This is a genomic window from Ancylobacter vacuolatus, assembly GCF_030813595.1.
Taxonomy (GTDB): Bacteria; Pseudomonadota; Alphaproteobacteria; order Rhizobiales; family Xanthobacteraceae; genus Ancylobacter; species Ancylobacter vacuolatus.
Window position 1 is genome coordinate 79779 of record NZ_JAUSUH010000007.1, and the last position, 23717, is coordinate 103495.

A 23717-nucleotide genomic window follows, 5' to 3' on the forward strand; every position below is an offset into this window, starting at 1 on the left:
GCTGAAGCGGCCCTGCGTACAGGGCCGCGCGCGCCTCAATAGGCGTGGGCATAGGCGGCGAAGATCTCTTCCTCGGTCTTCCCGTCGAGCACGGCGAGTTCGCCGCGCTTGTGGGCGACATAGACGTCGATCAGGCCGGGCGGGAACCAGCCGCGCACGGTGTCGCTGGCGGCCAGATTGTCGAGCGCCTCGCCGAGATTCGCGGGCAGGCGGGCGATGCCGCGCGCGGCCAGCGCCTCGACCGAAAGCAGGCTCAGATCCTCTCGGGTCGGCTCCGGCGCCACCAGCCCCTCGCGGATGCCCTGCAGGCCGGCGCGCACCAGAACGGCGATGGCGAGATAGGGGCTGGCCGCCGCGTCGGTCGGGCGGAACTCGACGTTGAACTGCTTGGCCTTGCCTGCTTCCGTCGGTGCCGACAGCGAGCAGATGCGCACGGCGGCCTCGCGGTCGCGGTCGCCCAGATTGTTGAACGCGGCGCTCCAGCGATGCGGGGTCAGCCGGTGGTAGGAGATGGCGCTGGGCGCCACGATGGCCACGAACTCGTTGAGATATTTCAGAATGCCCGCGACGAAGGCGCCCGCCTTGGCGCTGAGGTTTCCCGGCAAAGTGGGATCATAGGTGACCGGCTCGCCCTCAAGGTCGCGGAACGACAGGTGAATGTGCACGCCGTTGCCGATGCCATCCAGCGAACGCAGCGGCGTGAAGGTCACCTGCTCGCCCATGGCCTCTGCGCAGGCATGGGCAAGCTCGCGCAGCACAACCGCCTGATCGGCCGAGCGGATGCCGACTTCTGGATCGAGGGTGATCTCATATTGCTGGTCGCCATATTCGCGCAGGAACGTATCCGGCTTCATCCCGGCCTGGCGCAGCGCGTCAACGAACAACTCGCCGAACGCCTTGCGCCGGCGGAAGCCGCGCAGCGAATAGGCGAACCCGGCATCCGCCTCGCCCTTGAACATGAATTCATGCTCGAAGGTGGAAAACAGCGTCAGCCCGGCCTCGTCCCGCAGATCGTCCAGCGCCGCCTTGCAGGCCGAGCGGATGCAGAACGGCCAGACCGTGCCGTCGCCCTGATGGATGTCGGAGAGGACCAGATGCTCGCGGGGCAGGCCCTGCCCGAGGTCGACATTGATCTCAGTGTCGGCGTCGGGCTTCATCACGACATCGCCGAACGAACCGAAGGGGGTCTCGGAGATGCTGTCGAAACAGGTGATCTGGATGTTGGTCGGCGTCCAGCCGAGCCCCTTGCCGAAGCGCTCGTGGCGCCCGGCCGTGGGAATGCCCTTGCCACGCAGCCGGCCGGAAAAATCGGCCACGCAGGCCATCATCAACGTATCGCGCACCAGAAGTCCCCTCGGCCTCGACTTTATTGCGCGCATGATCTCGTATGTGAAAATGAATTGTCAAATGATAAGATTATCGTTGACGATGATCGTCAATTTTCATTCTCTTGGAACGTCCCGCTGCGGCCTCCCCTGGCCGATCCGGCCGAATGGTGCATGCCGACCATGACGATCAAGGCGCAGATATTGTCGATTTCCGAGGAAATGACCGCGGCGGAGCGCAAGATCTCGGCGGCGGTGCTGGCCGATTATCCGTTCGGCGGCCTCGCCTCGATCCAGGAGCTGGCGGAGCGCGCCAAGGTCAGCGCTCCCTCGATCACGCGCTTCGTCGCCAAGCTGGGCTGCGCCGGCTATCAGGAGTTCCAGCGTCGGCTGATCGATGAGCTGAAGGAGGGCGCCCGCTCGCCGATCGACCTGCGGGCGACGCAGGACATCAGCGCCCGGCGGGGCTTTCTGCCGGCCTATTTCGAGCGGGTCAGCAGCCGGCTGGAGCAGACGGCGGCGGACATACCGGAAGACGTCTTCGAGGCGGTGTGCGAACTGATCGCCGACCCGAAACGCTCGGTCTATGTGATGGGCGGGCGCGTGAGCGATTCCCTCGCCCGCTTCCTCACCATCAACCTGCGGCTGGTAAGGAAGGGCGTGTTCCACATTCCCGCCGACCCTGAGATGTGGCCCGACTATATCCAGACGATGACCAAGCGCGATGTGGTCGTGCTGTTGGATTTCCGTCGCTACCAGCCCAGCCTGCTGCGCTTCGCGGAGACCGCCTCCCGCACCGCGCGGCCCCAGATCGTGCTGGTGACCGATCAGTGGCTGTCGCCAATCTCGCAGTTCGCCCAGCGCATTTTCGCACTACCGATCGCCGTCGGCACGGCGTGGGACACGCTGGTCGGCTCACTCGCCTTGATCGAGGCGCTGGTGGTGAAGATCAGCGAGGATGAATGGGAGAGCTCCCGCGCCCGCTTTGAGGCCTGGGATGAGCTGCGCGACGGCCTGCGCGACAAGAGCGCCGCTCCCTTCCGTCCGGGCAAAGCGGGCTCGGCTTCTTGACGCCATTTCGTTGATTTCCCGGCGAGACGCGATGGAGTGGATGCCCGTCCAGGCGGCATCGAGTGTGCCAGAGTGGAGGAGTCCTGGATCATTGCAGCCATTTTGGAGCGCAGATGAGACAGAAGGGGCAGCACCTCGCAATTGCAGAAGATCGTAGCTTTTCGACCCTCCGGCACCACTCCCGATCCAAGGCACATCACTTCAAGCCGTAAGCCTCCAGCGACGCAAGCCGACCTATAAAGAACTGTATGCCTGCAGCTCCGCCCACTTTTTCAATGGAATCCGCCAAACGCGGTCGTTTGGGCTCCGCCCGGTAGCGGGTCCCATCGGCAAGTCTAGAAATCATATAAACTATTGAATTTGCATTACTTTTGACTCCACGCTAAGGCGAGGCATGGGATCTGCCTCGACCTCATCGGATGATCTGGATGGCCTGTTCCGGGAGTATCACCGGGAGTTGGCGACGTTCGCCTATCGTAAGCTGCACGATCGGGAAGCGGCGTCCGATCTCGTGCAGGACGCGTTTGTACGGTATATCGCGCATGTGCAGCGGGCGGACACGGTGGCCGAGACGCCCCGCTTCTTTCTCTGGCGGATTGCCAGCAACCTCATTCTCGACTTCGGGCGTCGCCAGCGTCGGCGGGGACAGCTGGTTGCCCTGGAGGCGGTATCGCCGCATGAGCTCGCCGACAGCGCGCCGTCCGCCGAACGGCATCTCTCGGCGCGCCAGGAGTATCGGGCACTGCGCGAGGCACTTGACGAACTGCCCGCCAAGCCGCGAACCGCGCTGCTTCTGAACCGGGTCGAGCGTCTCACCCATGCGCAGATCGCTCTCCGGCTCGGTGTCTCGCCGAGCATGGTCAACAAGTACATTTCGCGGGCGCTGGGCCATTGCATCGCGCGGCTCGGCGAAGCCGGTTTCTAGAAAAGCACCGGCCGCACTGTCATGCCGAAACCCTCGCACGTCTTCATTGGCATGGATGGCGACCTATGACGCGCCGGGCACAAGCGCCCCTCAAGAACGACCCGCTGACGGAGCGGGCACTTTCCTGGCTGGTTCACCTGCATTCAGGTGGCGAGACGGCGCAGGACTGGCAGGACTACCATGACTGGAAGATGGCGCATCCCAGCCATGCCGAGGCTGCCGCACGGGCCGAACATGTGTGGAGCCGACTCGGGCCGGCCTTGAAGCCCCCGCGCCGAACGGCGCGACGGGCGGCCGGGGCGCTTGCTGTCTGCCTTGTCCTCGCCGGCGCGGGCGCCTTTGCCATTGGCTCGTTCCCCGGCTGGTTCGCGGACCAGGCCACGGGACTGGGTGAAATCCGCACCGTGGCGCTCGACGATGGCTCGTCGGTGGTGATGGATTCGGACACGCGTTTCGACGTCGATTTCACCGCGCCGCAACGGCGTATCCGGCTGCTCGACGGCCAGATCTTCGTTACCGTGGCCGCCGATCCCGCCCGCCCCTTCATCGTCGAAGCCGGGGAGGGAGAGATTCAGGCGCTCGGCACGGCCTTCAACATACGCCAGGACGGCACGCAGACGGCGGTCAGCGTCACCGAGCACGCCGTTCGCGTGTCACTGAAACCGGCGGAACCGGTCGACGTCACCCAAGGGCACGGCGTCGACTACGCCCCCGCGACCGGGCTCGGGCCCCCGCATATCGTCGATATCGAGAACGTGACGGCGTGGCGCCGGGGCGAGATCCTGTTCGACGGGCGGCCGCTCGGCGCCGTCGCCGCAGAGATGGGACGCTACAGACGGGGCGCGATCTTCTTCACGGACGAACGACTGAAGCAGCTTCCTGTCACCGGGATGTTCTCGACCCGCGATGTCGATGATTTTTTCGGCGCGCTTGAACAGACGCTTCCGGTGCGTGTCTTGCGGCTTCCCTATCTCACCTTGATCCTCCCGAGGACTGACTGAGCGCCCCACCGCGAATTAGAAGAATTACGATCTTTTGCTTCGTGCTGTCAGGTTCAGCGCCAACCGCGTCTTCCCCATCGAGGCCCCACGAGGGGGCAACGCACAAGGCAAGGGGAACCACGATGCGGCGCGGCGACTGGGGCATTCTCGCACGGGCGCGGCTTGCGCTCCTTATCGGCTCGACGGCGCTGGCGACAGCGGGTTACGCCCCGCCCGCGCTCGCGGAGCAGCAGGTTTCCTACAACATACCGGCGGGAAGTCTCGGCGCGGCCCTGACCGCCTGGGCGCGCGCCTCGGGCACGAGGTTCCTTGCCTCGTCGGAGGTCCTGAACGGGCGGCGCACATCGGGAGTTGCCGGCCTTTACGCGCCGCATCAGGCGCTTGACGCCCTGCTACAGGGAACCGAACTCACCTACAATATCAGTGGGTCGACCGTGACGATCAGCCGTCCCGGCCAAGGCATCGGCGTCGAGCCGGTCCCTGATGATGTCATCGCGCTCGATGTCGTCACGGTCTCCACAGGTGGCAATCCCGTCGAAAGGCCCTTCGAGACGCCGGCGCCCGTTGCCTATATCTCGCAGGAGACCATCGAGCGGTTTCGCGGCAGCAGCCCGGCCGATATCTTCCGCGGCACACCCGGCGTGATGTCGGGCGAGGCGCGCAACGGTGCCGGCGCGATCGACGTCAACATTCGCGGCATGCAGGGTTTCGGGCGCGTCGCGACCACGATCGACGGCGCCGAGAACGGCGTGACGGTCTATCAGGGCTATCAGGGCGTCTCGAACCGGACCTATGTCGACCCCGATCTTCTGGCCGGCATCGAGATCACCAAGGGATCGGACGCTTCCTCTCGTGGCATCGCCGGCACCGTGACGATGCGCACCCTCGACGCGGGCGACATCGTCAAGCCGGGCGAGACCTGGGGCGTGCGCGTCAAGGGCGAGTTCGGCACCAACTCGGCCGAGCCCGAGGCCGGCGCGAAGGGCGGCTATCTCTGGCCAGGAAACCCCACTTCGCCTCCCGTTGCCGTGCCCTCCGCTGAAGGCATGGACCGGCCCGGCCTGTTCGACCCGCGCAGCGGCTCCGCCAGTTTCGCCGCCGGTGTGAAGGAGGAGAATTACGACCTCTTTGCCGCCTATGCCTACCGCAATCAGGGAAACTATTTCGCCGGCACGCACGGCTCCGGGGCAAGGCCGGTCAATAGCGGACCGCGCGAACTGTGTTCGGGCTCCTGGTGCCAGGCGTGGCCCGACTATGTCGAGAACGCCGGCCTCACAAATTACCGTCCCGGCGAAGAAGTGCTGAACACGCAGCTGGAAACCGAAACCTGGATCGCCAAGTCGACGGTGCGGTTCGGCGACGGACACACCCTGCAGGCCGGTTATACCGGTTATCGCGCCGAGGCCGGCGACCTGCTCGCCTCCCGCTTCACCAGTGAACGTGGCCAGCCCGTGCAGCAGCAGCAGACGGCCGGCACGTCGGTCGACACCGGCACGCTACGCTATCGCTGGGACCCGGAGGAGAACGATCTCATCGACCTCAAGTCCAACCTCTGGACCACGCGGCTCGAACTGCGCAATCCTCGCCGGGGCGCGACGATACCCACGCCGGAATCGCTGGGGCTGCCGGCCGGCTACCGCACCGGATCGGACACGGTGATGTGGGGCGCGGACGCGACGAACACTTCCGCGTTCGCCCTTGACCAATATGGATCGCTCGACCTCGTCACCGGCGTTTCCTACATCAGCGAGGATACGCGCCCGAGCGGCTATTCGCAGGCCCTTGATGGCTGGCTCAATTTGCGCGACGCCCAGCGCGAAGAGGCGGCGATCTTCAGCAAGGTCGCCTACCAGCCGCTCGACTGGCTGACCCTCAATGGCGGCCTGCGCTATTCGCATTACTGGTCCGACGACCGGTCGATCAACGCCAACAGCTTCTACGTCAATCCGGAGCCGGAGCGGGACGAAGGCGGCTTCAGCCCCTCGGTCGGGGTGACGGTGGAACCGGTCGACGGCACGCAGTTCTATGTGAACTACTCGAACGCCCTGCGTTTCCCGAGCCTGTTCGAAGCGGGATCGGCCTTCACCATCATTCCCAATCCGGACCTGAAGCCGGAACGCTCCAGCAATTGGGAAGTCGGTGTGAACTATGTCAGCGACGGTCTGTTCGCGGCCAATGACCAGGCCATGTTGAAGTTCAGCTATTTCAACTGGGACGTGAAGGACTATGTGGTCCGGGAGTTCCGTCCCTTCCAAGGGGATGGCTATGAGTGGTACGGCATGCAGGTCTATAATATCGACCGGGCCAGGTTCTCAGGCCTCGAATTCTCCGCCCGCTACGAGAATGCGGGATTTACCGCCGCCTTTGGCGCGAATTACTATCTCGATATCGAATATTGCCGTACGTCCTACAATTGCGACAGCAAAACGTTGTATGGCGACTACGCTACCAACCAGATTCCGCCTGAATACATGCTGAACCTCACCCTGTCGCAGAAATTCCTGGACGATGCGCTCACGGTGGGCGGCCAGGTGTCCTATATCGGCCCGCGCGCCATCGGCCACGGTCAGGTGACGGCGCAAGGCGCCGCTCAGTTCATCAGCCAGATCAACTGGGACCCCTATTTCCTTGTTGATGTTTACGCCGAGTACAAGATCAACGAGAACCTCAAGGCGAGCATTCGCGTCGAGAATCTGACGGACGAATATTATGTCGATCCGCTAAGCCTGGTGAACCAGCCCGGTCCGGGACGCACCTTCTATGCAGGCCTGACCGGCACCTTCGGCGGCAACCAGCCGATGCCCACGCTCATGCCGCCGCTCCGAGGCAGCGGGAACGGCGTGGATTGGACCGGACTTTATGCCGGCTTCCACGCGGGTGGGGTGCTCGCCCATGTGGATGGCACAACGACGACGCTGAACGGCACGCAGAACGACATTGCCTCGACCGAATCCGCCAATCTCGGCCTGCGGGACAACTATCTCTGGGGCGTTCAGGGCGGCTTCAACTACCAGCTGGCGAACCGTTGGGTCTTCGGCATGGAAGCCGACTTCAGCAACACCTCTCTCACCGGCTCCCAGAAGGCCGTGGCGACGGAGGGTTCCCTTGCCGCCACCGGTGCGCTTCAGGCCGAGACGCATTACGCCATCGACCAGATGGCCAGCCTGCGCGGCCGTATCGGCTATGCCTTCGAGGACGGGCTGTTCCTGTACGCGACCGGCGGCGCCGCCTTCGCTCGGGAGAAGACGACCCGCGACCAATATGCTGCGGACGAAGCCTGGGGTTCGGATTCCTTCGGCACCTCGACCAAGATGACCTCGATCGAGAGCGTGCGGATCGATCGTACCGGCTGGACGGTGGGCGGCGGCGCGGAGTTCGCCCTCAGCGACCGCTGGTCGGTGAAGGCCGATTACAGCTTTACCCGCCTGGCCTCCCAGACCGTCACCTTCGCGAACGCGCGCGCCGGGGTCGGGCAGAACTATACGACCCAGGCGCAGACCGGCACGACGATCGTGCCACCGAGCCCGCGTCTGTGCGAGCGACGCGGCGGCGAATTCTGCCTGCCGAGGGAAGTCCCCGTCTACACGACGACGTATCACCCCGGCAGTTCCACCATTACCAACGGACGCAGCGCCACGGACGAGATCGACCTGCACATGCTCAAGATCGGCTTGAACTACAAGTTTTGACATGAATGACCGACCTTGGTCGCGCGGGGGGGGGGGGGGGGCGACGGGACCCGGCGCCATGCGATGCTCGTAGGCCTCTCCGGCTGGCTGCGAGAGATGCTCCTGCGCGTGAGCTTAAGCAGGTCTTTCATCTCACTCAGGACGTTGCCACCCATGATCTGCGGACGCGGAATTGTGGAAGCGGTGGGGGCCGGAGCATCGGCCGGCCTGCGGCGGCGCGGTTCGGGATCGTGCAGTGTTGGTCCCGCGGGCGCGCCAGAACGGTGATCGCACGGCTCGGCGGCAGGGCAAGCCCCGCCGTTCGCGGCTTTATGCTCACGACGCAGTCATCACCTCCATAATAGACGCCGCCAGAGACATCATGCTGAAAGAGATGGCCGCTCGGCTGAACGCCGAACTGAACCGCCCAGATTTTTCTAGAGGCCCTCGGCTTTGGCCTTGTGCTGCCGTTCGAACTCGATGGGTGACAGCACCCCGTTCCGTGCGTGCTTCCGGGTGGAGTTATAGGGCATCTCGATGTAATCGAACACGTCCCGGCGTGCCTCGTCGCGGGTGCGGTAGACCTTGCGGCGGATGCGTTCGCGCTTGAACGCGCCAGAGACGGCTCAGAGCACGCGCGCAATCGCGCCGCGAGCGAGAAGGTCTTCGGCGAGGCGCAGAATATCCGCTGCCAGCCTCTCACGCTCCACGTCGAATTCTTCGAGCAGGCAATCGATGATGTGGCCCATGGAGCGGCTGCCGTCCATCCGCGCGACCGCAAGGCGCGCCGTCTCGTTCATTGAGGGCGCCCCATCGCCGGCCGTCACCGCCGGAGTGACCACGAACACCGATGTCTCGTCCACGCCGCTGCCGCCCCCCTGCGACGTGGCGCTCCCGCCCTCCACCCTTTGAACATAGCTCGCCGCCACCGGGCACAGATCGTCCAGGGGAGTCTCGCTCTGGGGCGCGTGGAGCCGACGCTTGATCCGGTGGTCGTCGGCGGCCCGGAGATGTCCGGTAGTAGACTGCCCCTTCAGGTAAAAGCGTTGCCACTTCTGGGCCTGCGCCTCCGGGTCGTGCTCCGCCAGCTTCCGGTTGAAGGCGAGACGGGAATCCCGCCAGCTGGTATATTCGCGTTCCAGCTTGGGATCCGACGCGAGGGCGCGCAGGCGCGGCGTGACGGATTCAAGCGCGACGCTGGGCCAGAGGCTGAAGAAGCAGAACGGTTCGCCCGCCTCGAAGCGTACGCTTCCCGGCTCGAGAAACCGCCAGTTCATGGTGAAGGTGAACGGCGCCCAGTTGGTCTCGACGATGCCGTCGAGCGGCACGATCCCTGCCTTCATGCGGTTGGGCGCTCCGCGGCACCAGATCACCCAGTCCGGATCGGTGCGGAACAGATAGCCGGCCTGGAAGGTGAGGATGCCGGAGCCGAAATGTGAGGAGGCGTAGGCCGGCACGCTGCCGTCGTCGGCGCGTACCGCGATAGCGTCCAGTCCGGGGCTGCCATTCCACGTCACGGTAAGGCCGACGGGGTTGATGATCTCCCACCCGGAGGCGTTGGCGATGGAAAGCGGAGTGCAGCGATAGGCGAAGCGATCCGGCGTCTGGTCCATCCACTCGCGCTCGGACGCTCCGGGCACGATCAGAGGCGGATCCTTGAACAGGGGATAGCAGTCCAGGCGGAGCGCAGCCATTTCCGCGTTCACAACTCAAGCCGCCCGCAGGGGGCCCGTGCGCGCCATAGGAAGATCAGTGTGTTCCCGGCGCCGATCACGCCGGAGACGAGCCCATGACTGCCGAGACCACATTGCGCGCGGCGCGTAAGCCCATGCGCTCCGACGCTCATGGGGGCGGCGACGGTGGCGGCACCGGCGGCGGGATCGGGGTAGGAGGCGGCGGCGGCGGGATTGGCGTAGGCGGCGACGGCGGCACAAACGGCACCCCGGACACCGGGACAACCGGCGCGGGAACCGACGCTGAGCTCAGCCGAACGGTCGGCGCGACCATTGGCGGCACGTATGGCTTCTTCATTCCAAACCCCATGTTCCGACATAAATCGCAACATTCATTCAGATGTCATTACTCTGGTAAGGTGTCAACGCTCTCCAAGGGAAAGCTGCGGGCAGCGATCTGCGGTGTGCCGGTGGCGCCGGCGCGGGCTCAGCAGCGCTATCGGTCTGTGTGAACAACGCATTCGAGCCTGCGCCCGCCGACGGGTGCGGCGGCGGGCCCGCATTCGCTTGCAAACGTCACACACCAGTGGCGCGCGGCGCCGCGCGCGCCATACCAGGACGATGGCATCTCCAGCGCCTATCGGGCCGGAGACGAGCACGTGATTGCGGAAACGACCAAGCGCGGCGCGGAAGCGCACGCGCTCCGACGCTCAGGACGGCGGCACAAACGGCACCCCGGACACCGGGACAACCGGCGCGGCAGCCGACGCGGAGCTCAGCCGAACAGTCGGCGTGACCATTGGCGGCACGTATGGCTTCTTCATTCCCAACCCCCATGTTCCGAGTTAAATCGCAACATTCATCCAGATGTCATTACTCTGGTAAGGTGTCAACGCTCTCCAGAGGAAGCTGCGGCCAGCGAAGAATCGGTGTCCCGGTGTGGCAGCGCGGACACGGCCGTTCTTTCCGCCTGTGCGACAAGAAGATGCCGGCCTGCGCCCGCCGGCGGGTGCGGCGGCGCGCGCGCATTCGCTTGCCAACGCCACGCACCGTCTGGCGCGCGGGAGCCGAGCGTGGCATGGGAGAGAGCAAATCGTGTCGCCACACGCAGGCAGGGAGGACGAATTGAGGTCGGACTATGTGCTCCGGGTTTCCCCGCTCGCCAGCTTCCAGCCGCTCGGCGACAGCGCCGTGGTTCTGCGCATCGACAGTGGCCAGCTTTACTCGGCGAATGCCACGGCGCAGGCGCTGCTCTCCGCCATGGATGGGGAGCGCACGCTGGCGGACATCACCTCTCTCCTCCTCGAAGACTTCCATGTGGAGCGCGATGTCCTGGAGCGGGACCTGTTCGCCATGACCGAACAGCTTCTGGCAGCAGGCATCGTGGAAATAACCCCCGCCGCGTCATGACAGGCGCGGCGCTGCGTCGACGGCTGTGGTGGGAGGCGCGTCTTCTGCCGCTTCGGATCCTGGGGCGCGACTTTGCCGGCCTGCTGCGCTTTGCGGACCGCCCGCTCCGCAACGTTGATGCGCGGGGCCTGTCGGCGACGGATATCGTCGCCGCCGTGGTCGTGGCGACGCGCCGCCCCTGGATGATGCGGAACCGGCGCTGTCTGCGGCAGGGACTTCTGGCCTTCCGCGCCCTCCACAGTGCCGGTCACCGGCCCGCGCTGCATTTCGGCGTCGACGCGGCGGGCCTCAAGGGCCGAGAAGGCCTAGTGCATTGCTGGATTCTGGTGAAGGGCGAGGTGGTCCTCAACCCTCCCGAGCCGGGAATGACGACCGTGTTCATTCATTCCTTGTCGGACGCCGACTGATGCACAGGCTCTGCTTTGCCCTTGGCGGGGATAGCTGGGTGGTGGAATGCTCCCATGCCTCCCTGCTGCCGCCCTTGCGCGCCCTTCTCAACGGTCTCGAACGCGACACCGCCGGGCCCTCGCCGCAGCCATGGCGCCTTGAACGGGGCCGGCCGGACCTCACCGGGATGGAAGGCCGTGTGCTGCACGAGGGGCAGATGGAATCCGGCCCGCGTTTCAGCCTGTTTCAGACCGCGGATGCGCTCGTCCTGCTGTGCGGGCGCGAGCTGCGCATCGAGGCCGATCGCATGGGCGGCACCGGACGGGCGATTGTCGCCCCCGGCAGCGAGACCCTGCTGACGGGCCAGGCCGGCGTCTTCATGGTGTCGGCCGCGCTGGACAGCATGGGACAGCAGCTCGTCCATGCCGCCGCTCTTGCGCGGCCCGGCGGGGCCGGAGCCATTCTGCTGGCGGCGCCGAGCGGGGCGGGCAAGACCACGACGTCGCTTGCTCTCGCCCAGCAGGGGTTCGGCCTGATGTCCGACGATGGCGCGGTGCTGTGTCCGGGCGCCGGGCGCGTGGCCGTCTGGGGTCTCCCCCGCCGCCCCAAGGTGCACCGGGCGACGGCCGCTCTGCTTCCGGCGCTCGCCGCCGGGCTTCTCGGGGACTGGGACGTTGCCGGGGAGCAGCCGCTGGATCCCGCGCGCATCAGCGGTCTCAGGATAGCCCCGCCCGGCCTCGTTCTTCCGCTGGAAGCGCTCGTCTGGCTGGGCGCGCGGCGGGCCGGCACCACGCGCTGCGTGCCAATGGGCCGCGACGTCTTTCTCGCCGGTTTCGCGGTCGACAATCTCAATCGAGGGGTGGCGGGCGTGCCGGAGCACCAGCTGCGGCGATTCGAGGCCATCAGCCGGGCGGTTGGGCACGCGCCGACCTATGAGCTGCAGATTGGCGACCAACTCGCCGACGCGGGCGAAGCCCTTATGAGGGGGGTAGATCAGGCATGAGCCGCGCCCTGCTGTCACCCGCCTACGCCCACCGGCTGATCGCACTCGCCGATCCCGTGGGCAGCGGGCCGGATCTCTCAAGCCTTCCCGCGGCTGCGGTGCCGGAACTGCTGGCGGCGGCGCGGCAGCATCTCGTCCTGCCGGTCGTGTGGCGCCGCCTTGAGGTCCTGCGGGGGCGGGAGACGGCCGTCGCGCTTGACGAGGCGCACCGGGAACTGGAGCTTCAGACGGCGCACAGCATGCTGCTCGCCTACCATGCCTCGCGCATCGAGGCGGGCCTATCGCAAGCACGGGTGCGATTCTCCATCGTTAAAGGCGCCGCTTTCGCCTCGCTCTACCCGCACGCCTCGGACCGCCCCTTCACGGACATCGATATTCTGATCGATCCGTCGGACAGGCCGGCGGTAAATGCCACGCTGGAAGCGATGGACTTCGCCCCCGTTCCACGCAAGACCATCGACCATTCGGCCGCCTATGGCGAATTCAAATGGACCGCGCGCCAGGCACCGAACGTGCTGGTCGAGGTTCACCTGAACCTGGTGCATTACCCGCTCCTGCGCCGGACCGTTTCCCTCTCTCTGGACGATCTCGCCGCTTTCGGCGGCGCGCAGGCACCGGCCGGCCGGCTCATGGTGGCCGTGGCCCACGCGGCGGCCGGCCACAAATTTCATGCGCTTCGCCTGATCGTGGACGTTCTGCAGGCGTCACGGGCGATGGGCCGGGAAGCCTCGCACGCCTTTGTGCAGACGGCGGCAAGACAGGGCTGGGCGCTGGAGGCCGGCTTTGCGCTGGATCTTGCCGGGCGTCTTTATGGCGACGCGCAGACTACGGCAATCGCCACCCTGCTGCCGCCTTCCAGCGCCCGCGCGGTTGCGGCCCGCCTCCTGTCCGAGTCCGCCATCCTCGACGCCCCCCTGCACGGTGTCGCCTCCCGCATTCGCCGGACACTGGTTCGCGGGCTTCAGCATCTGCGGCCGGCGCTCCGGCGGCAAGGCGGTGGACCCGGGGCACGACCGGCTTCAGGATGACGGCGTGCGCCGCTGGGTATCTGCAAGTTGTGACCTGCCTATACGATTAGGCGCCTGCACCCGGCGTCGGCACGCTGAGCACTTCCTATGATGGTCGCGACGAACAGCGTCGGCCATAACCTTCAGCATGAGCAGGAGCGGCTGCAGCGCGGCCAGACACGCGGCATCACGCCGAGCATGTAGCCGCGACGGAGGATCGAGAGAGGACCGACGTGATCGAGCCGTCATACAACATCGCCCCGTCCCTCATGGCACCGGAAAAGTTGACGGATCTCGCCGAGGTCGAGATTGCGCGTCGGGCGCAAGAAGCGCCCCGCGCTCAAGCTGCACGGGTTGCGGCAGAGGGCTTGAGCGAGATTGCGTATCGGAACCGGATGGCAATACAGGCGACGCTCGACACCATCGCGGCGGCCGACAATTCTGCCGACACGGCGCGAGCGCTCGCCAGGCCCATCGAGAACGCGCCTGAAGCCCTCGGGCGCCTGCCGGGCCGCGCCGCCACCTTCTGGCGCAAGGAGGATGACGAGCGGCGCGAAGCCAGGGGCGCCGTCGTCGACCTTGCGCTCGCCGTCAAGAAATATGGCGATGCCCTCGCCTATGAGAGGTCAGAAATCCAGCACGCTCACCGCGACGAACAAATACGGCTCGCGACCGCGATTCCAGCGCCCTCGCGGGAGTTGGCGGCTGTGCTCACCCAGCCGGTCGGCAAGGCGATCGAGGCTTTGCAGCATGATCGAACGCTCGCTGACGAGCTGGTGAGGATCGTGGAGGCCGGTCGCCGGCGCCTCAGCGCGGACGATCTACGCGAGCCCGGGCACGTGCCCGATACCTACCGTCATGCGGCCATGCTGCGCGATATGCACCAACAGCATGCGCGCCGGCAGACGCGGGGCCGAGAGGCAGGGCCAGTTATCACACGGTAGGGCAGCAATTCGCTTGGCCCTCTTCCTCACAAACTTCGCGATCCACTCGCGCTGCTTCGGCGAAGCGAGATCCTTTCCGCCGGCCGACCGCGCCGCGTCGATCCATTTCGACAGAACGTATCGAGCTGCGCCGCTTCAGGCGGGTCCGTCCGTGTCTCCTCCGACATCTTTCGGCCATAGGCGAAGTGCTTGTCCGAGGGGCCAGCGTTCGCGCGCTTGCGAGCCCGGCCGCACGTCACGCGCTGGTGCCCTCGACGAGGGAGACGGGCAGCGTGTATTCCAGCCGCTCGAACGCCCCTGCGCGCAGCCTGGCCAGCAGCAGCTCGGCGCCGAGTTGGCCGAGCTCGAAAGCGGGCGAGCGCGCCGAGGTCAAGGTCACGCGGTCTTGGCTGTAGGGCTCGAAGGCGTTGAATCCCGTGACTGCCACCTGCTCCGGCACCTTCACGCCCTGTGCGGTCAGCAGCCGCAGCGCGATGGCGGCGATTCGGTCGTTGCTGCCCATGACGGCCTCGGGCAGGCCGTGGCGGTCGATATTGTCGGTGATGGCCTGGGCGATCGCCTCACGGTTGTTCTCGTCGCAGCGCAGGATGCGGGCCGGACGCCCGGCTTGCTTGAAACACTGCCATATGGCGTCGAGCCGCGCCTCGATGGCGGGCCAGAAGATCTTCGGAATGACGATCAGCGTCGAGGCGGGATTGCGCCGCAGCACATGGCGCGCCAGTGCGTCCGCGCCGCCCGCGTCGTCCTGGTTCACGTAGCAGACATCCGCCGCTTCGATCGACGGCTTGTCCTGGAAGACGAGTATCGGCTGGCCGAGATCGGCGAAGAGTTGGATGGTGCTCCGGCGGCTGGCCGCCGAGCCCGACAGCATCAGGCAGATCGCATCGACGACCGTCTCCCGGACCAGGAAGGAATCGTTGATCTGTTTGGGTTTTACCCCGTGGACGAGAAGCCCGAATCCCTTTTCGCTCAGCCGGTTCGACAGACCGGCCGCCACATGGGTGGTGAAAGGGTCGGCGAGGAACATCGGCGAGGGATCGACAATGGTCATGCCGATGATCGACCGCTGCAGCGTGCGCAGTTCGCGCGCCGTCCGGTTGGGTCTGTAACCCAGCATCCGCACGGCTTCCTGCACGCGCATCACGGTTTCCGCCGAGATGCCTTGGCGCACGCCGTTGACCACTTTGGACACCGTCGCGGTTGAGACGCCGGCATGGGCTGCGACGGTGTGCAGGTTCACTTTTGCCATTCGACCATCCCTCGCGGAAGTTGTGTCTAATAAGGCCATTGACGCCATACGGAAACGCTCATATCGTCTGTTAAACGTTTAACAAAGGCACTCAGGAGGTTTCCTTGCCCAACGACGTTCTCGACCTCGACGCAATCAAGACCACTCTGTATACGGCCGTCCTCAGCGATGTGCTCGACGATTTCGGCCTGCCCAATCAGGCGATGGCCCCGTTCGTCCGCCCTCTGGACGAAGGCAAGAAGCTGGTTGGCTATGCCCGCACTGGCCTGTTCATGAACACCTATTCGGTGCGCGAGGGTGAGAACCCCTACGAGATCGAGATCGCGCTGATCGACGACCTCAAGCCGAATGACGTTGCGGTGCTCGGCTGCGCCGGCCCGACGCAGCGCATTGCCCCCTGGGGCGAGCTGCTTACCACCGCCTCGATGAAGCGCGGCGCGGTCGGCTGCGTGACCGACGGGCTGGTGCGCGATGTCCGCCACATCCGCTCGCTCGGCTTCCCGGTGTTCCACGGCGGCATTGGCCCGCTGGATTCGCGCGGCCGCGGCAAGATGATGGCCTATGACCTGCCGATCCAGTGCGGGGGCGTCAGCGTCAAGCCGGGTGATCTGGTGTTCGGCGATGTCGACGGCGTGGTCGTCGTGCCGAAGGAGGTCAGTGTCCGGGTCGTCGAGGCGGCGATGCGGAAGGTCACCAGCGAGAACAAGACTCGCCAGGAGCTGGAGAACGGCCTGCTGCTCGCGGACGTCTACGCCAAGTATGGCGTGCTCTGAGCTGGCCTGATCCCCAGCTCTCCGATCTGTCTCATCCAATCAAAACATAGAACGTCCAGGGGAAAAGCATGAGAAACGGATTGAAGATCTTCACTGTCGCCGTCATGGCGGCCGGCCTCATCGTGCCGGCCATCGCCATGGCGGCCGACTACACCATCCGGGCCTCCCACTCGGAGGCCCCGGAAAGCCCACTGCACAAGGGATATCTCGTCTTCAAGGCCTATGTGGAAGGCGCGAGCGGCGGCAAGATCGATGTCGTCATCTCGCCGGCCGGCCAGCTCGGCTCCATCACTGACGGGCTGGAGCAGGCCAAGGCCGGGGCGATCCAGATCGCGCAGGGCGACGAGCAGACGCTCGACGCATTTTATAAGCCGATGATGATCTTGGCGACGCCCTATCTCTTCGCCGATGACGAGGAGGCCCGGGCCTTCCTCACCAGCGACCTGTTCAAGAAGACCAATGACGAGATGGCCGCCAAGTCCGGCCTGCGTCTGCTCGCGGCGGCCTCCTACGGCTTCCGCGACTTCACCAACAATGTGCGCCCCATCAAGTCGGCGGCGGACATGAAGGGCATCCGCATGCGCGTGCCGCCGAGCCCGATGTCGCTGGCGATGGTCGAGGCGATGGGCGGCTCTCCGACGCCGATTCCGTGGGCGGAGCTCTATGGCGCGCTACAGACCGGCGTGGTCGACGGGCAGGAGAACCCGTTGGGTGTCATCTATGACTACTCCTTTTATCAGGTTCAGAAGTACCTCACCGTCGACAATCACCAGCTCGGGCTGAACAGCATCATCATCAGTGAGCCGTTCTTCCAGAGGCTCTCTCCGGAGCTTCGCGAGGTCGTCGCCGTGGGCGCGCAGATGGCCGCCGCAACGGAGTATGGCGAGCGCAACTACCAGTCCCGCGTCGTGACGGTCGATGCCCTACGCAAGAAGGGCATGGAGGTCTATTTCCCGACCCCGGCGGAATCGGCCACCTTCCGCGACGCCGTGAAGGGCCCGATGCAGGCCTACCTGAACAAGGAGCTTGATCCGGCCTTCGTGAAGGCGGTCTACGCCGAGATCGAGAAAATCCGTGCGGCGCGGGCCTCCGACGTCAAGTAAAGCGGCGGAGCGAACAGTGTCGCTCCATTACGGACGTAGAGGGGGCTTCGGTGAACCGAGCAGAGATCCTTCATAAATTCGTCGATGCGATCATCATCGGGTCTCTCGCGGTGATCGTCTTCTCGATAATTCTTCAGGTGGTGGCGCGGTATTTCTTCCACGCCGCATTCCCCTGGCCGGAGGAACTGTCGCAGCTCCTGCTCGTATGTCTTTCCTTCCTCGGCATGTACCGGGCGATCGGAGAGGACATGCATATTCGGCTGGATGTTCTTCCTCGCGAGGGAGGCGGACCCTTAGTCCGCCTTCTTCAGGCCGCGGGCCTGCTCGCCGCTGCCGGTTTCGTCGCCTACATCGGCTATGGCGGCCTCGAACTGGCCCGCAATTCATGGACGCAGCCCTCGCCGGCCATGCGTTTGCCGATGGGGATGTTCTACCTCGTCATTCCCATCGCCTGCCTGCTCTCATTCCTGGCGCTCCTCGCCAGAATCCACCTGCTGCTGACCGTGGAACGCAACCGATGACGGCGGTGATCCTGATCGTGCTTCTCGTGGTGATGCTGGCGGTCGGCGTGCCGATCGCCTTCAGCATCGGGCTCCTCGCCGTCGCGGGGCTAACTTTGGCGGGCATTTCAACCCCGAGCATTGCCGCCCAGCGGATGTTCTCCGGCATGAACGCCTATGCACTGCTGGCGTTGCCGCTGTTCATCCTTGGCGGGAACATCCTGGTGGCGGGTGGCGTCATCCAGCGGCTCATCGCTTTCGCCGACGTGATGGTCGGCCGCATCCGCGGCGGCCTGGCTCAGGTGAACGTGCTAGCCAACCTGATGATGGCGGGCGTATCGGGGTCTGCCACAGCGGATTCAGCCGCCATCGGCGCGGTGATGATCCCGGCAATGAAGGAGCGCGGCTACACCGCCGACTTTGCCGCCGCGCTCACCATCTCCGGGGCGATCATGGCGCCCATCCTGCCGCCGAGCCTGATCATGGTGATCTATGCGATCCCCACCAAGCTCTCCATCGGCGCCATGTTCTTTGCCGGCATCCTGCCGGCGGTCCTCATCGCTCTGCTGTTGATGGGGTATGTCGCCTTCGCCCGCCGCAAAGACGCGCTCATCGTGCCGGCGCAGACGGGTTTCAGGGTCTATGTGAAGGCCACCATTACCGCGCTGCCGGTGCTGGCGGCCCCGCTTCTCATCGTCGGCGGCGTGCGCGGGGGCATGTTCACCGCCACGGAAGCGGCGGGAATCCTGTGCGGCTACGCCATCCTGCTCTGCGCGGTGGCTTATCGCACAGTGGGGCTCACCAAGCTCATCGAGGTCTTCCGCGAGAGCGCGATGACCACGGCGACGATCATGATCATCGTCGCAACCTCCAATCTCTTCGCCTGGTATCTGGCGATGGAGAACGTGCCGAACGCGGCCCGCGACCTGTTCCAGTCGCTCACCGACAACCCCTTTGTCTTCCTGCTCCTGGTCAACGTCTTCCTGCTGATTGTCGGGGCTTTCGTCGACACGGTGCCGGCGATCCTGATCTTCGTACCTATCCTGCAGCCGACGGCCGTGCAGTTCGGCATTGACCCGATCCACTTCGCCATCGTGGTGATCGTCAATCTGATGATCGGGCTCAACACGCCCCCGGTCGGCACGAACCTGTTCGTGATCTCCTCGGTGGCCGGGCGCCCGATGATGGCAATCTCAAGGGCACTGCTGCCATTCTACGGCATCAAGATCGTGGCGCTGCTCCTCATCACCTATGTGCCGGCGCTGTCGCTGTGGCTGCCGCGTCTGGCCGGTCTTCACAACTGAAACTTCGCACACATGACGGCCGCGCGGCGAGGACCGCGCGCCGGCCAAGAAAAGGGTAAAAGGAAATGCCGAATATCATCCTGCAGCCGGACGTCCAGTTCGACGGCGAGGCGGATCTTGAGCAGGCGGTCTATGGGTCGCGCTACAAGGTCGTGACGTCGAAGTCGAAGAATCTCGGCGGCATTCCCGAGCAGGTCTGGCACGATGCGGTCGCGATGGTCTGCTACCACGAGATCGAGGTGACCGACGCGGTGCTCGCGCGCATGCCGAATTGCCGCGTGGTGGTGCGTGCCGGCGTCGGCTTCGACAATATCGACCTCGCGGCCGCCGGACGGCGCGGGGTGGCGGTCTGCAACACGCCCGATTACGGCACGATGGACGTTGCCGACCACGCCATCGCCATGAGCCTCGCCTTCCTGCGGGGGCTGGTGCAGTACAACAGCGCCCTTCTGGACGATCCGATCGACGGATGGCGCTTCCAGATTCCGACCACGATCCGCCGCCTGTCGACGCAGACTTTCGGGGTGGTCGGCCTCGGCCGCATCGGCACGGCCACGGCGTTGCGGGCCAAGGCACTGGGCATGAAGGTCATCTTCTTCGACCCCTATCGCCCGACCGGTACCGAGCTCGCCGTCGGCCTCGGCCGCGTGAACAGCCTCGAAGACCTACTGGCGCAATCCGATGTCGTGTCGCTGCACACGCCGCTGACGACTGAGACGCGCCATCTCATCTCTACCGCCGAATTGGCGGCGATGAAGGCGGACGCCCTGCTCGTCAACACGGCCCGTGGCGGGGTGGTCGACCTCGCGGCTCTCACCGAGGCCCTTGCCGCCGGCCGCATCGGCGGCGCCGCGCTCGATGTGCTGGAGCAGGAGCCGCTGCCGGCGGACCATCCGCTGATGGCGCTCTGGCGCGCGCCGGACTCCTCCATCCGCCACAAGCTGATGCTCTCCCCGCACGCGGCGTTCTACAGCCCGTCGAGCCTGGTCGACCTGCGGCAGAAGTCGGCGCGCACCGCGCTCGGCTATCTCGAAAGCGGCAGCTCGCGTGATTGCGTGAACCGCGACCTGTACGACGCCGCTGTCGCCGTCCAGCGCCGGAGCGCCGTCGCATGAGTGGATGGGTCCGCAATCGCTCGGTTCTCATCACCGCCGCCGCCCAGGGCATAGGGAGGGCGAGCGCGCTCGCCTTCGCCGCCGCCGGAGCCCGAGTCTACGCCACCGATATCGATGCCAAGGCGCTCAGCCGGCTGGAAGTTGTGCCTGGCATCGTGCCGCGCCGGCTCGATGTGCGCGACGACGCGGCCGTGACAGCCACCTTCGCCGAGATCGGGCCGGTGGACGTGCTGTTCAACTGTGCCGGCTTCGTGCATGCGGGCACCGTGCTGGACATGACCGATGCCGAGTTCGATTTCGCCGTCGATCTCAATGTCCGCTCCATGGTCCGCACCATCCGCGCCGCGCTTCCGGCCATGCTGGAGCGCGGCGAGGGGGCCATCATCAACATGGCCTCGGTGGTAGGGGCGGCCAAGGGCGCGCCGAACCGCTTCGTGTACGGCGTCACCAAGGCGGCCGTCATCGGTCTTACCAAGGCGGTCGCGGCGGATTATGTGGCGCGCGGGGTGCGCTGCAACGCTATCTGTCCGGGAACGGTCGAAAGCCCGTCGCTGGAGCAGCGGCTGAGCGCCACCGGCGATTATGAGGCTGCGCGGAAGGCCTTCATCGCCCGCCAGCCCATGGGGCGGATCGGCCAGCCTGAGGAAATCGCGGCCTTGGCAGTGCATCTGGCCGGCGCCACCTACACCACCGGTCAAGCCTACAACATCGATGGCGGCTGGTCGCTCTGACCGACGCGGGTGCCGGCCCGTGCCTTCCGCAACGAGGCGGGAGGCACGGCGAGCCGCAATCTCCAGGGAGACATGACATGAAACTGGTTCGCTTCGGCGCGCCCGGTGCCGAGAAGCCGGGCCTGATCGATGACAACGGCGTGTTGCGCGATCTGTCGGCGCAGGTGGCTGACATCGGCGGTGCAGCCCTTGCGCCGGCCGCGCTCGACGCGTTGCGCGCTCTTGACCCGGCGAGCCTGCCGGCCGTTGCCGGTTCGCCCCGGCTCGGCCCTTGTGTCGCGGGCGTCGGCAAGTTCATCTGTATCGGGCTCAATTTTTCCGACCACGCGGCGGAAGCCGGCGTCGAGGTGCCGAGCGAGCCCATCGTGTTTATGAAGGCCACCTCCGCCATATCCGGGCCGCACGATGAGGTGCGGATACCGCGCGGGTCGCAGAAGACCGACTGGGAGGTCGAGCTGGGCATCGTCATCGGCCGCACGGCCAGCTATGTCGAGGAAGCTAGGGCGCTCGACCATGTGGCGGGCTACTGCGTGATCAATGATGTCTCGGAGCGTGCCTTCCAGCTGGAGCGTCAGGGGCAGTGGACCAAGGGCAAGAGCTGCGACACGTTCGGGCCTATCGGCCCGTGGCTGGTGACGGCGGACGAGGTCGGCGACCCGCACGATCTCGGCATGTGGCTCAAGGTGAACGGCCAGACCATGCAGAACGGTTCGACCCGCACCATGATCTTCGGTGTGCCGCACCTCATCTCCTATCTGAGCCAGTTCATGAGCCTGCATCCTGGCGACATCATCTCGGCTGGCACGCCGCCCGGCGTCGGTCTCGGCCTGAAACCGCCGCGCTATCTCAAGGCCAACGACGTGGTGGAGCTCGGCATCGAGAAGTTGGGCGTCCAGCGCCAGACCTTTGTCGGGCAGGGCTGAGGTCACAGGCGAGGCGGGGTCCACTTAGTCCGCCAACCCCCGCAACGCTGCCTTCGTTGCCGGTGCAACCAGGATGACGCAGCCATCCGCCAGGGACACGACCATTGCCGCCAGGGGCTCGGCCAAGGGCGCGGCCAGTTGCTGGGCAAGGTCGTCGCCGGCTGCATCTTGTCGCGGGATGCGTTGCCGTTCCTTCTCTGCCGGCTTAGTGTTGGGATCGAACCGGAGGCGATGACGGGTTCTTCGGACGCCGGAATGGACGCTGAGCATGCGGGAAGACGCGCTGGGCTACGGAAAGCCGCTGCCGCGACCGGCCGATGAGACGGACGAGGCCTGGATCGCCGTCATCCGCAAGATGGACGAGACCTATGCCGAGTTGCTCACCCAGCAGGTGGCGGTCGAGCAGAAGAACGAGGAGCTTGAAGAGGCGCAGACCTTCATCGCCGGGCTGATGGCCTCGATGACGGACATCCTCATCGCCTGCGACCTTTCGGGTCGGATCGAGCAGGTGAACCTCGCAGCCGAGCGCGCCTTCGGCCGCTCGCCTGGTGATCTCGCCCGTCTCCCCTTAGAGGAATTGCTGGCCGAGGAATCTCCGGCGCATTTCCGCCATCTTCGCGAGGCCGTCGAACGGCGCGCCCGCATAAGCGACCGCGAGCTCGTCTTCCGCACCCCGGAAGGGTCGTTCCCCGTCTCCGCCAACGGCGCCGTGCGCTTCGATTCCCGCGGGAGATCGGTCGGCCTTGTTCTTGTCTGCCGGCCGATCGGCGAACTGCGTAAGGCTTACAGGGATCTTGAAGCGGCGCATGAGGGCCTGAAAGAGGCGCAGCAGCAGCTCGTCCATTCGGAGAAGATGGCTTCGCTCGGCCGGCTGGTGGCCGGCGTCGCTCATGAGCTCAACAACCCGATCTCCTTCGTCTATGGCAATGCGCACACTCTGCGCCGCTACAGCGGGCGGCTGACCGCTTATGTCGACGCGGTGGAGCGCGGCGCCAATACGGCGACGCTCGCCCGGCTGCGCGAGGAACTGAAGATCCAGCACACGCTGGCCAATATGGAGGGCACGCTGGACGGCATGCTGGAAGGCGCCGAGCGGGTGCGGGACGTTGTCGCCGACCTCCGCCGCTTTTCGTCCGATCGGCGCGAGGCGCGCGAGGTGTTCGACCTCGCCGTGCTGGCACGCTCGGCCCTTGACTGGGTGGCGAAGGCGCGTGCGCCCGAGATCGAGACCTTTGTCGATGTGCCGGAAGGGCTGGCGGCGGTCGGCCATCCCGGCCATGTTCACCAGGTGCTGATGAATCTCGTGCAAAATGCCGTCGACGCCATGGAGGATCGACCCGTGCGCCGGCTCGAGATCACCGGGCGGAGCGGGGACGAGGTGGTGCTGATGCTGCGAGACACCGGCTCGGGCATCGACCCCGAAATTGCCGCGCGGATTTTCGATCCTTTCTTCACCACCAAGCCGATCGGCAAGGGCACCGGTCTCGGCCTGTCGATCAGCTATCGCATTGTGCAGGAACACGGCGGCACGCTGGAGGCGAGCAACCATCCGGAGGGCGGGGCGGTGATGACGCTGCGCCTGCCGGCGGCGCGGGAGGGCTGAGC

General features: G+C 65.7%; 21 protein-coding genes and 1 pseudogene. 18 read left to right on the forward strand and 4 right to left on the reverse strand.

Features of this window, described 5'->3' with window-relative positions; genetic code table 11:
• Positions 1 to 35: 35 nt before the first annotated feature.
• Positions 36 to 1328: a type I glutamate--ammonia ligase gene (locus tag J2S76_RS15605; RefSeq protein WP_307062001.1), complete on the reverse strand. Its 1293-nt coding sequence runs from the start codon at positions 1326 to 1328 to the stop codon at positions 36 to 38.
• A 171-nt stretch (positions 1329 to 1499) separates the two neighbouring features.
• On the opposite strand from J2S76_RS15605, the gene J2S76_RS15610 reads away from it, so the two are divergent.
• The 4 genes from J2S76_RS15610 to J2S76_RS15625 all read left to right on the forward strand — a co-directional run bounded on the left by J2S76_RS15610 (position 1500) and on the right by J2S76_RS15625 (position 8011).
• Positions 1500 to 2396: a MurR/RpiR family transcriptional regulator gene (locus J2S76_RS15610; protein ID WP_307061746.1), complete on the forward strand. Its 897-nt coding sequence runs from the start codon at positions 1500 to 1502 to the stop codon at positions 2394 to 2396.
• 394 nt (positions 2397 to 2790) lie between these two features.
• A complete protein-coding gene (locus J2S76_RS15615) occupies positions 2791 to 3321 on the forward strand; it encodes an RNA polymerase sigma factor (RefSeq protein ID WP_307061748.1) in 531 nt (176 codons plus the stop codon).
• A gap of 65 nt (positions 3322 to 3386) precedes the next feature.
• Positions 3387 to 4322, forward strand: coding sequence for a FecR family protein (locus tag J2S76_RS15620; protein WP_307061750.1), 936 nt, complete (start codon positions 3387 to 3389; stop codon positions 4320 to 4322).
• A 122-nt stretch (positions 4323 to 4444) separates the two neighbouring features.
• Positions 4445 to 8011: a TonB-dependent receptor domain-containing protein gene (locus J2S76_RS15625; protein WP_307061752.1), complete on the forward strand. Its 3567-nt coding sequence runs from the start codon at positions 4445 to 4447 to the stop codon at positions 8009 to 8011.
• A gap of 416 nt (positions 8012 to 8427) precedes the next feature.
• Here the strand turns inward: J2S76_RS15625 and J2S76_RS15630 are convergent.
• A pseudogene (locus J2S76_RS15630) lies at positions 8428 to 8598 on the reverse strand (IS3 family transposase); the annotation flags it as partial.
• An 18-nt stretch (positions 8599 to 8616) separates the two neighbouring features.
• Complete coding sequence (locus J2S76_RS15635) at positions 8617 to 9684, reverse strand: DUF6065 family protein (protein ID WP_307061754.1); 1068 nt, start codon at positions 9682 to 9684, stop codon at positions 8617 to 8619.
• Positions 9685 to 9779: 95 nt separating this feature from the next.
• Between J2S76_RS15635 and J2S76_RS15640 the strand changes: the two genes are divergently transcribed.
• From J2S76_RS15640 to J2S76_RS15665, 6 genes are all read left to right on the forward strand, one after another.
• Entirely contained in the window at positions 9780 to 10175 is a 396-nt protein-coding gene (locus J2S76_RS15640) for a hypothetical protein (protein WP_307061756.1), read from the forward strand.
• 613 nt (positions 10176 to 10788) lie between these two features.
• Positions 10789 to 11073 (forward strand): PqqD family protein, encoded by a 285-nt coding sequence (locus J2S76_RS15645; protein WP_307061757.1) that lies wholly within the window; start codon positions 10789 to 10791, stop codon positions 11071 to 11073.
• The gene (locus J2S76_RS15650) at positions 11070 to 11480 is read left to right on the forward strand and encodes a lasso peptide biosynthesis B2 protein (RefSeq protein ID WP_307061758.1); all 411 of its coding nucleotides are present in this window, start codon (positions 11070 to 11072) and stop codon (positions 11478 to 11480) included. Before J2S76_RS15645 ends, J2S76_RS15650 begins: the two co-directional genes overlap by 4 nt.
• 74 nt (positions 11481 to 11554) lie before the next feature.
• On the forward strand, positions 11555 to 12463 hold the full coding sequence (locus J2S76_RS15655) for a phosphoenolpyruvate carboxykinase (ATP) (RefSeq protein ID WP_307061759.1): 909 nt from the start codon (positions 11555 to 11557) through the stop codon (positions 12461 to 12463).
• A complete protein-coding gene (locus J2S76_RS15660) occupies positions 12460 to 13491 on the forward strand; it encodes a nucleotidyltransferase family protein (RefSeq protein WP_307061761.1) in 1032 nt (343 codons plus the stop codon). Before J2S76_RS15655 ends, J2S76_RS15660 begins: the two co-directional genes overlap by 4 nt.
• A gap of 212 nt (positions 13492 to 13703) precedes the next feature.
• The gene (locus tag J2S76_RS15665) at positions 13704 to 14414 is read left to right on the forward strand and encodes a BID domain-containing T4SS effector (RefSeq protein ID WP_307061762.1); all 711 of its coding nucleotides are present in this window, start codon (positions 13704 to 13706) and stop codon (positions 14412 to 14414) included.
• 235 nt (positions 14415 to 14649) lie between these two features.
• On the opposite strand, the gene J2S76_RS15670 is transcribed toward J2S76_RS15665, so the two are convergent.
• Complete coding sequence (locus J2S76_RS15670) at positions 14650 to 15663, reverse strand: LacI family DNA-binding transcriptional regulator (RefSeq protein WP_307061764.1); 1014 nt, start codon at positions 15661 to 15663, stop codon at positions 14650 to 14652.
• 104 nt (positions 15664 to 15767) lie between these two features.
• Between J2S76_RS15670 and J2S76_RS15675 the strand changes: the two genes are divergently transcribed.
• The 8 genes from J2S76_RS15675 to J2S76_RS15710 all read left to right on the forward strand — a co-directional run bounded on the left by J2S76_RS15675 (position 15768) and on the right by J2S76_RS15710 (position 23715).
• Entirely contained in the window at positions 15768 to 16436 is a 669-nt protein-coding gene (locus tag J2S76_RS15675) for an RraA family protein (RefSeq protein WP_307061766.1), read from the forward strand.
• A gap of 68 nt (positions 16437 to 16504) precedes the next feature.
• On the forward strand, positions 16505 to 17539 hold the full coding sequence (locus tag J2S76_RS15680) for a TRAP transporter substrate-binding protein (protein ID WP_307061768.1): 1035 nt from the start codon (positions 16505 to 16507) through the stop codon (positions 17537 to 17539).
• Between the two features lie 50 nt (positions 17540 to 17589).
• Positions 17590 to 18060, forward strand: a complete 471-nt coding sequence (locus J2S76_RS15685) for a TRAP transporter small permease (RefSeq protein ID WP_307061770.1) — start codon at positions 17590 to 17592, stop codon at positions 18058 to 18060.
• A complete protein-coding gene (locus J2S76_RS15690; RefSeq protein WP_307061772.1) occupies positions 18057 to 19343 on the forward strand; it encodes a TRAP transporter large permease in 1287 nt (428 codons plus the stop codon). The genes J2S76_RS15685 and J2S76_RS15690 overlap by 4 nt, the downstream gene beginning before the upstream one ends.
• A 65-nt stretch (positions 19344 to 19408) precedes the next feature.
• A complete protein-coding gene (locus tag J2S76_RS15695) occupies positions 19409 to 20458 on the forward strand; it encodes a C-terminal binding protein (RefSeq protein ID WP_307061774.1) in 1050 nt (349 codons plus the stop codon).
• A complete protein-coding gene (locus J2S76_RS15700) occupies positions 20455 to 21189 on the forward strand; it encodes an SDR family oxidoreductase (RefSeq protein WP_307061776.1) in 735 nt (244 codons plus the stop codon). Before J2S76_RS15695 ends, J2S76_RS15700 begins: the two co-directional genes overlap by 4 nt.
• Before the next feature lie 77 nt (positions 21190 to 21266).
• Positions 21267 to 22112 (forward strand): fumarylacetoacetate hydrolase family protein, encoded by an 846-nt coding sequence (locus J2S76_RS15705; RefSeq protein ID WP_307061778.1) that lies wholly within the window; start codon positions 21267 to 21269, stop codon positions 22110 to 22112.
• 268 nt (positions 22113 to 22380) lie between these two features.
• Positions 22381 to 23715: a sensor histidine kinase gene (locus J2S76_RS15710; protein WP_307061780.1), complete on the forward strand. Its 1335-nt coding sequence runs from the start codon at positions 22381 to 22383 to the stop codon at positions 23713 to 23715.
• The last annotated feature ends 2 nt before the right edge of the window (positions 23716 to 23717 follow it).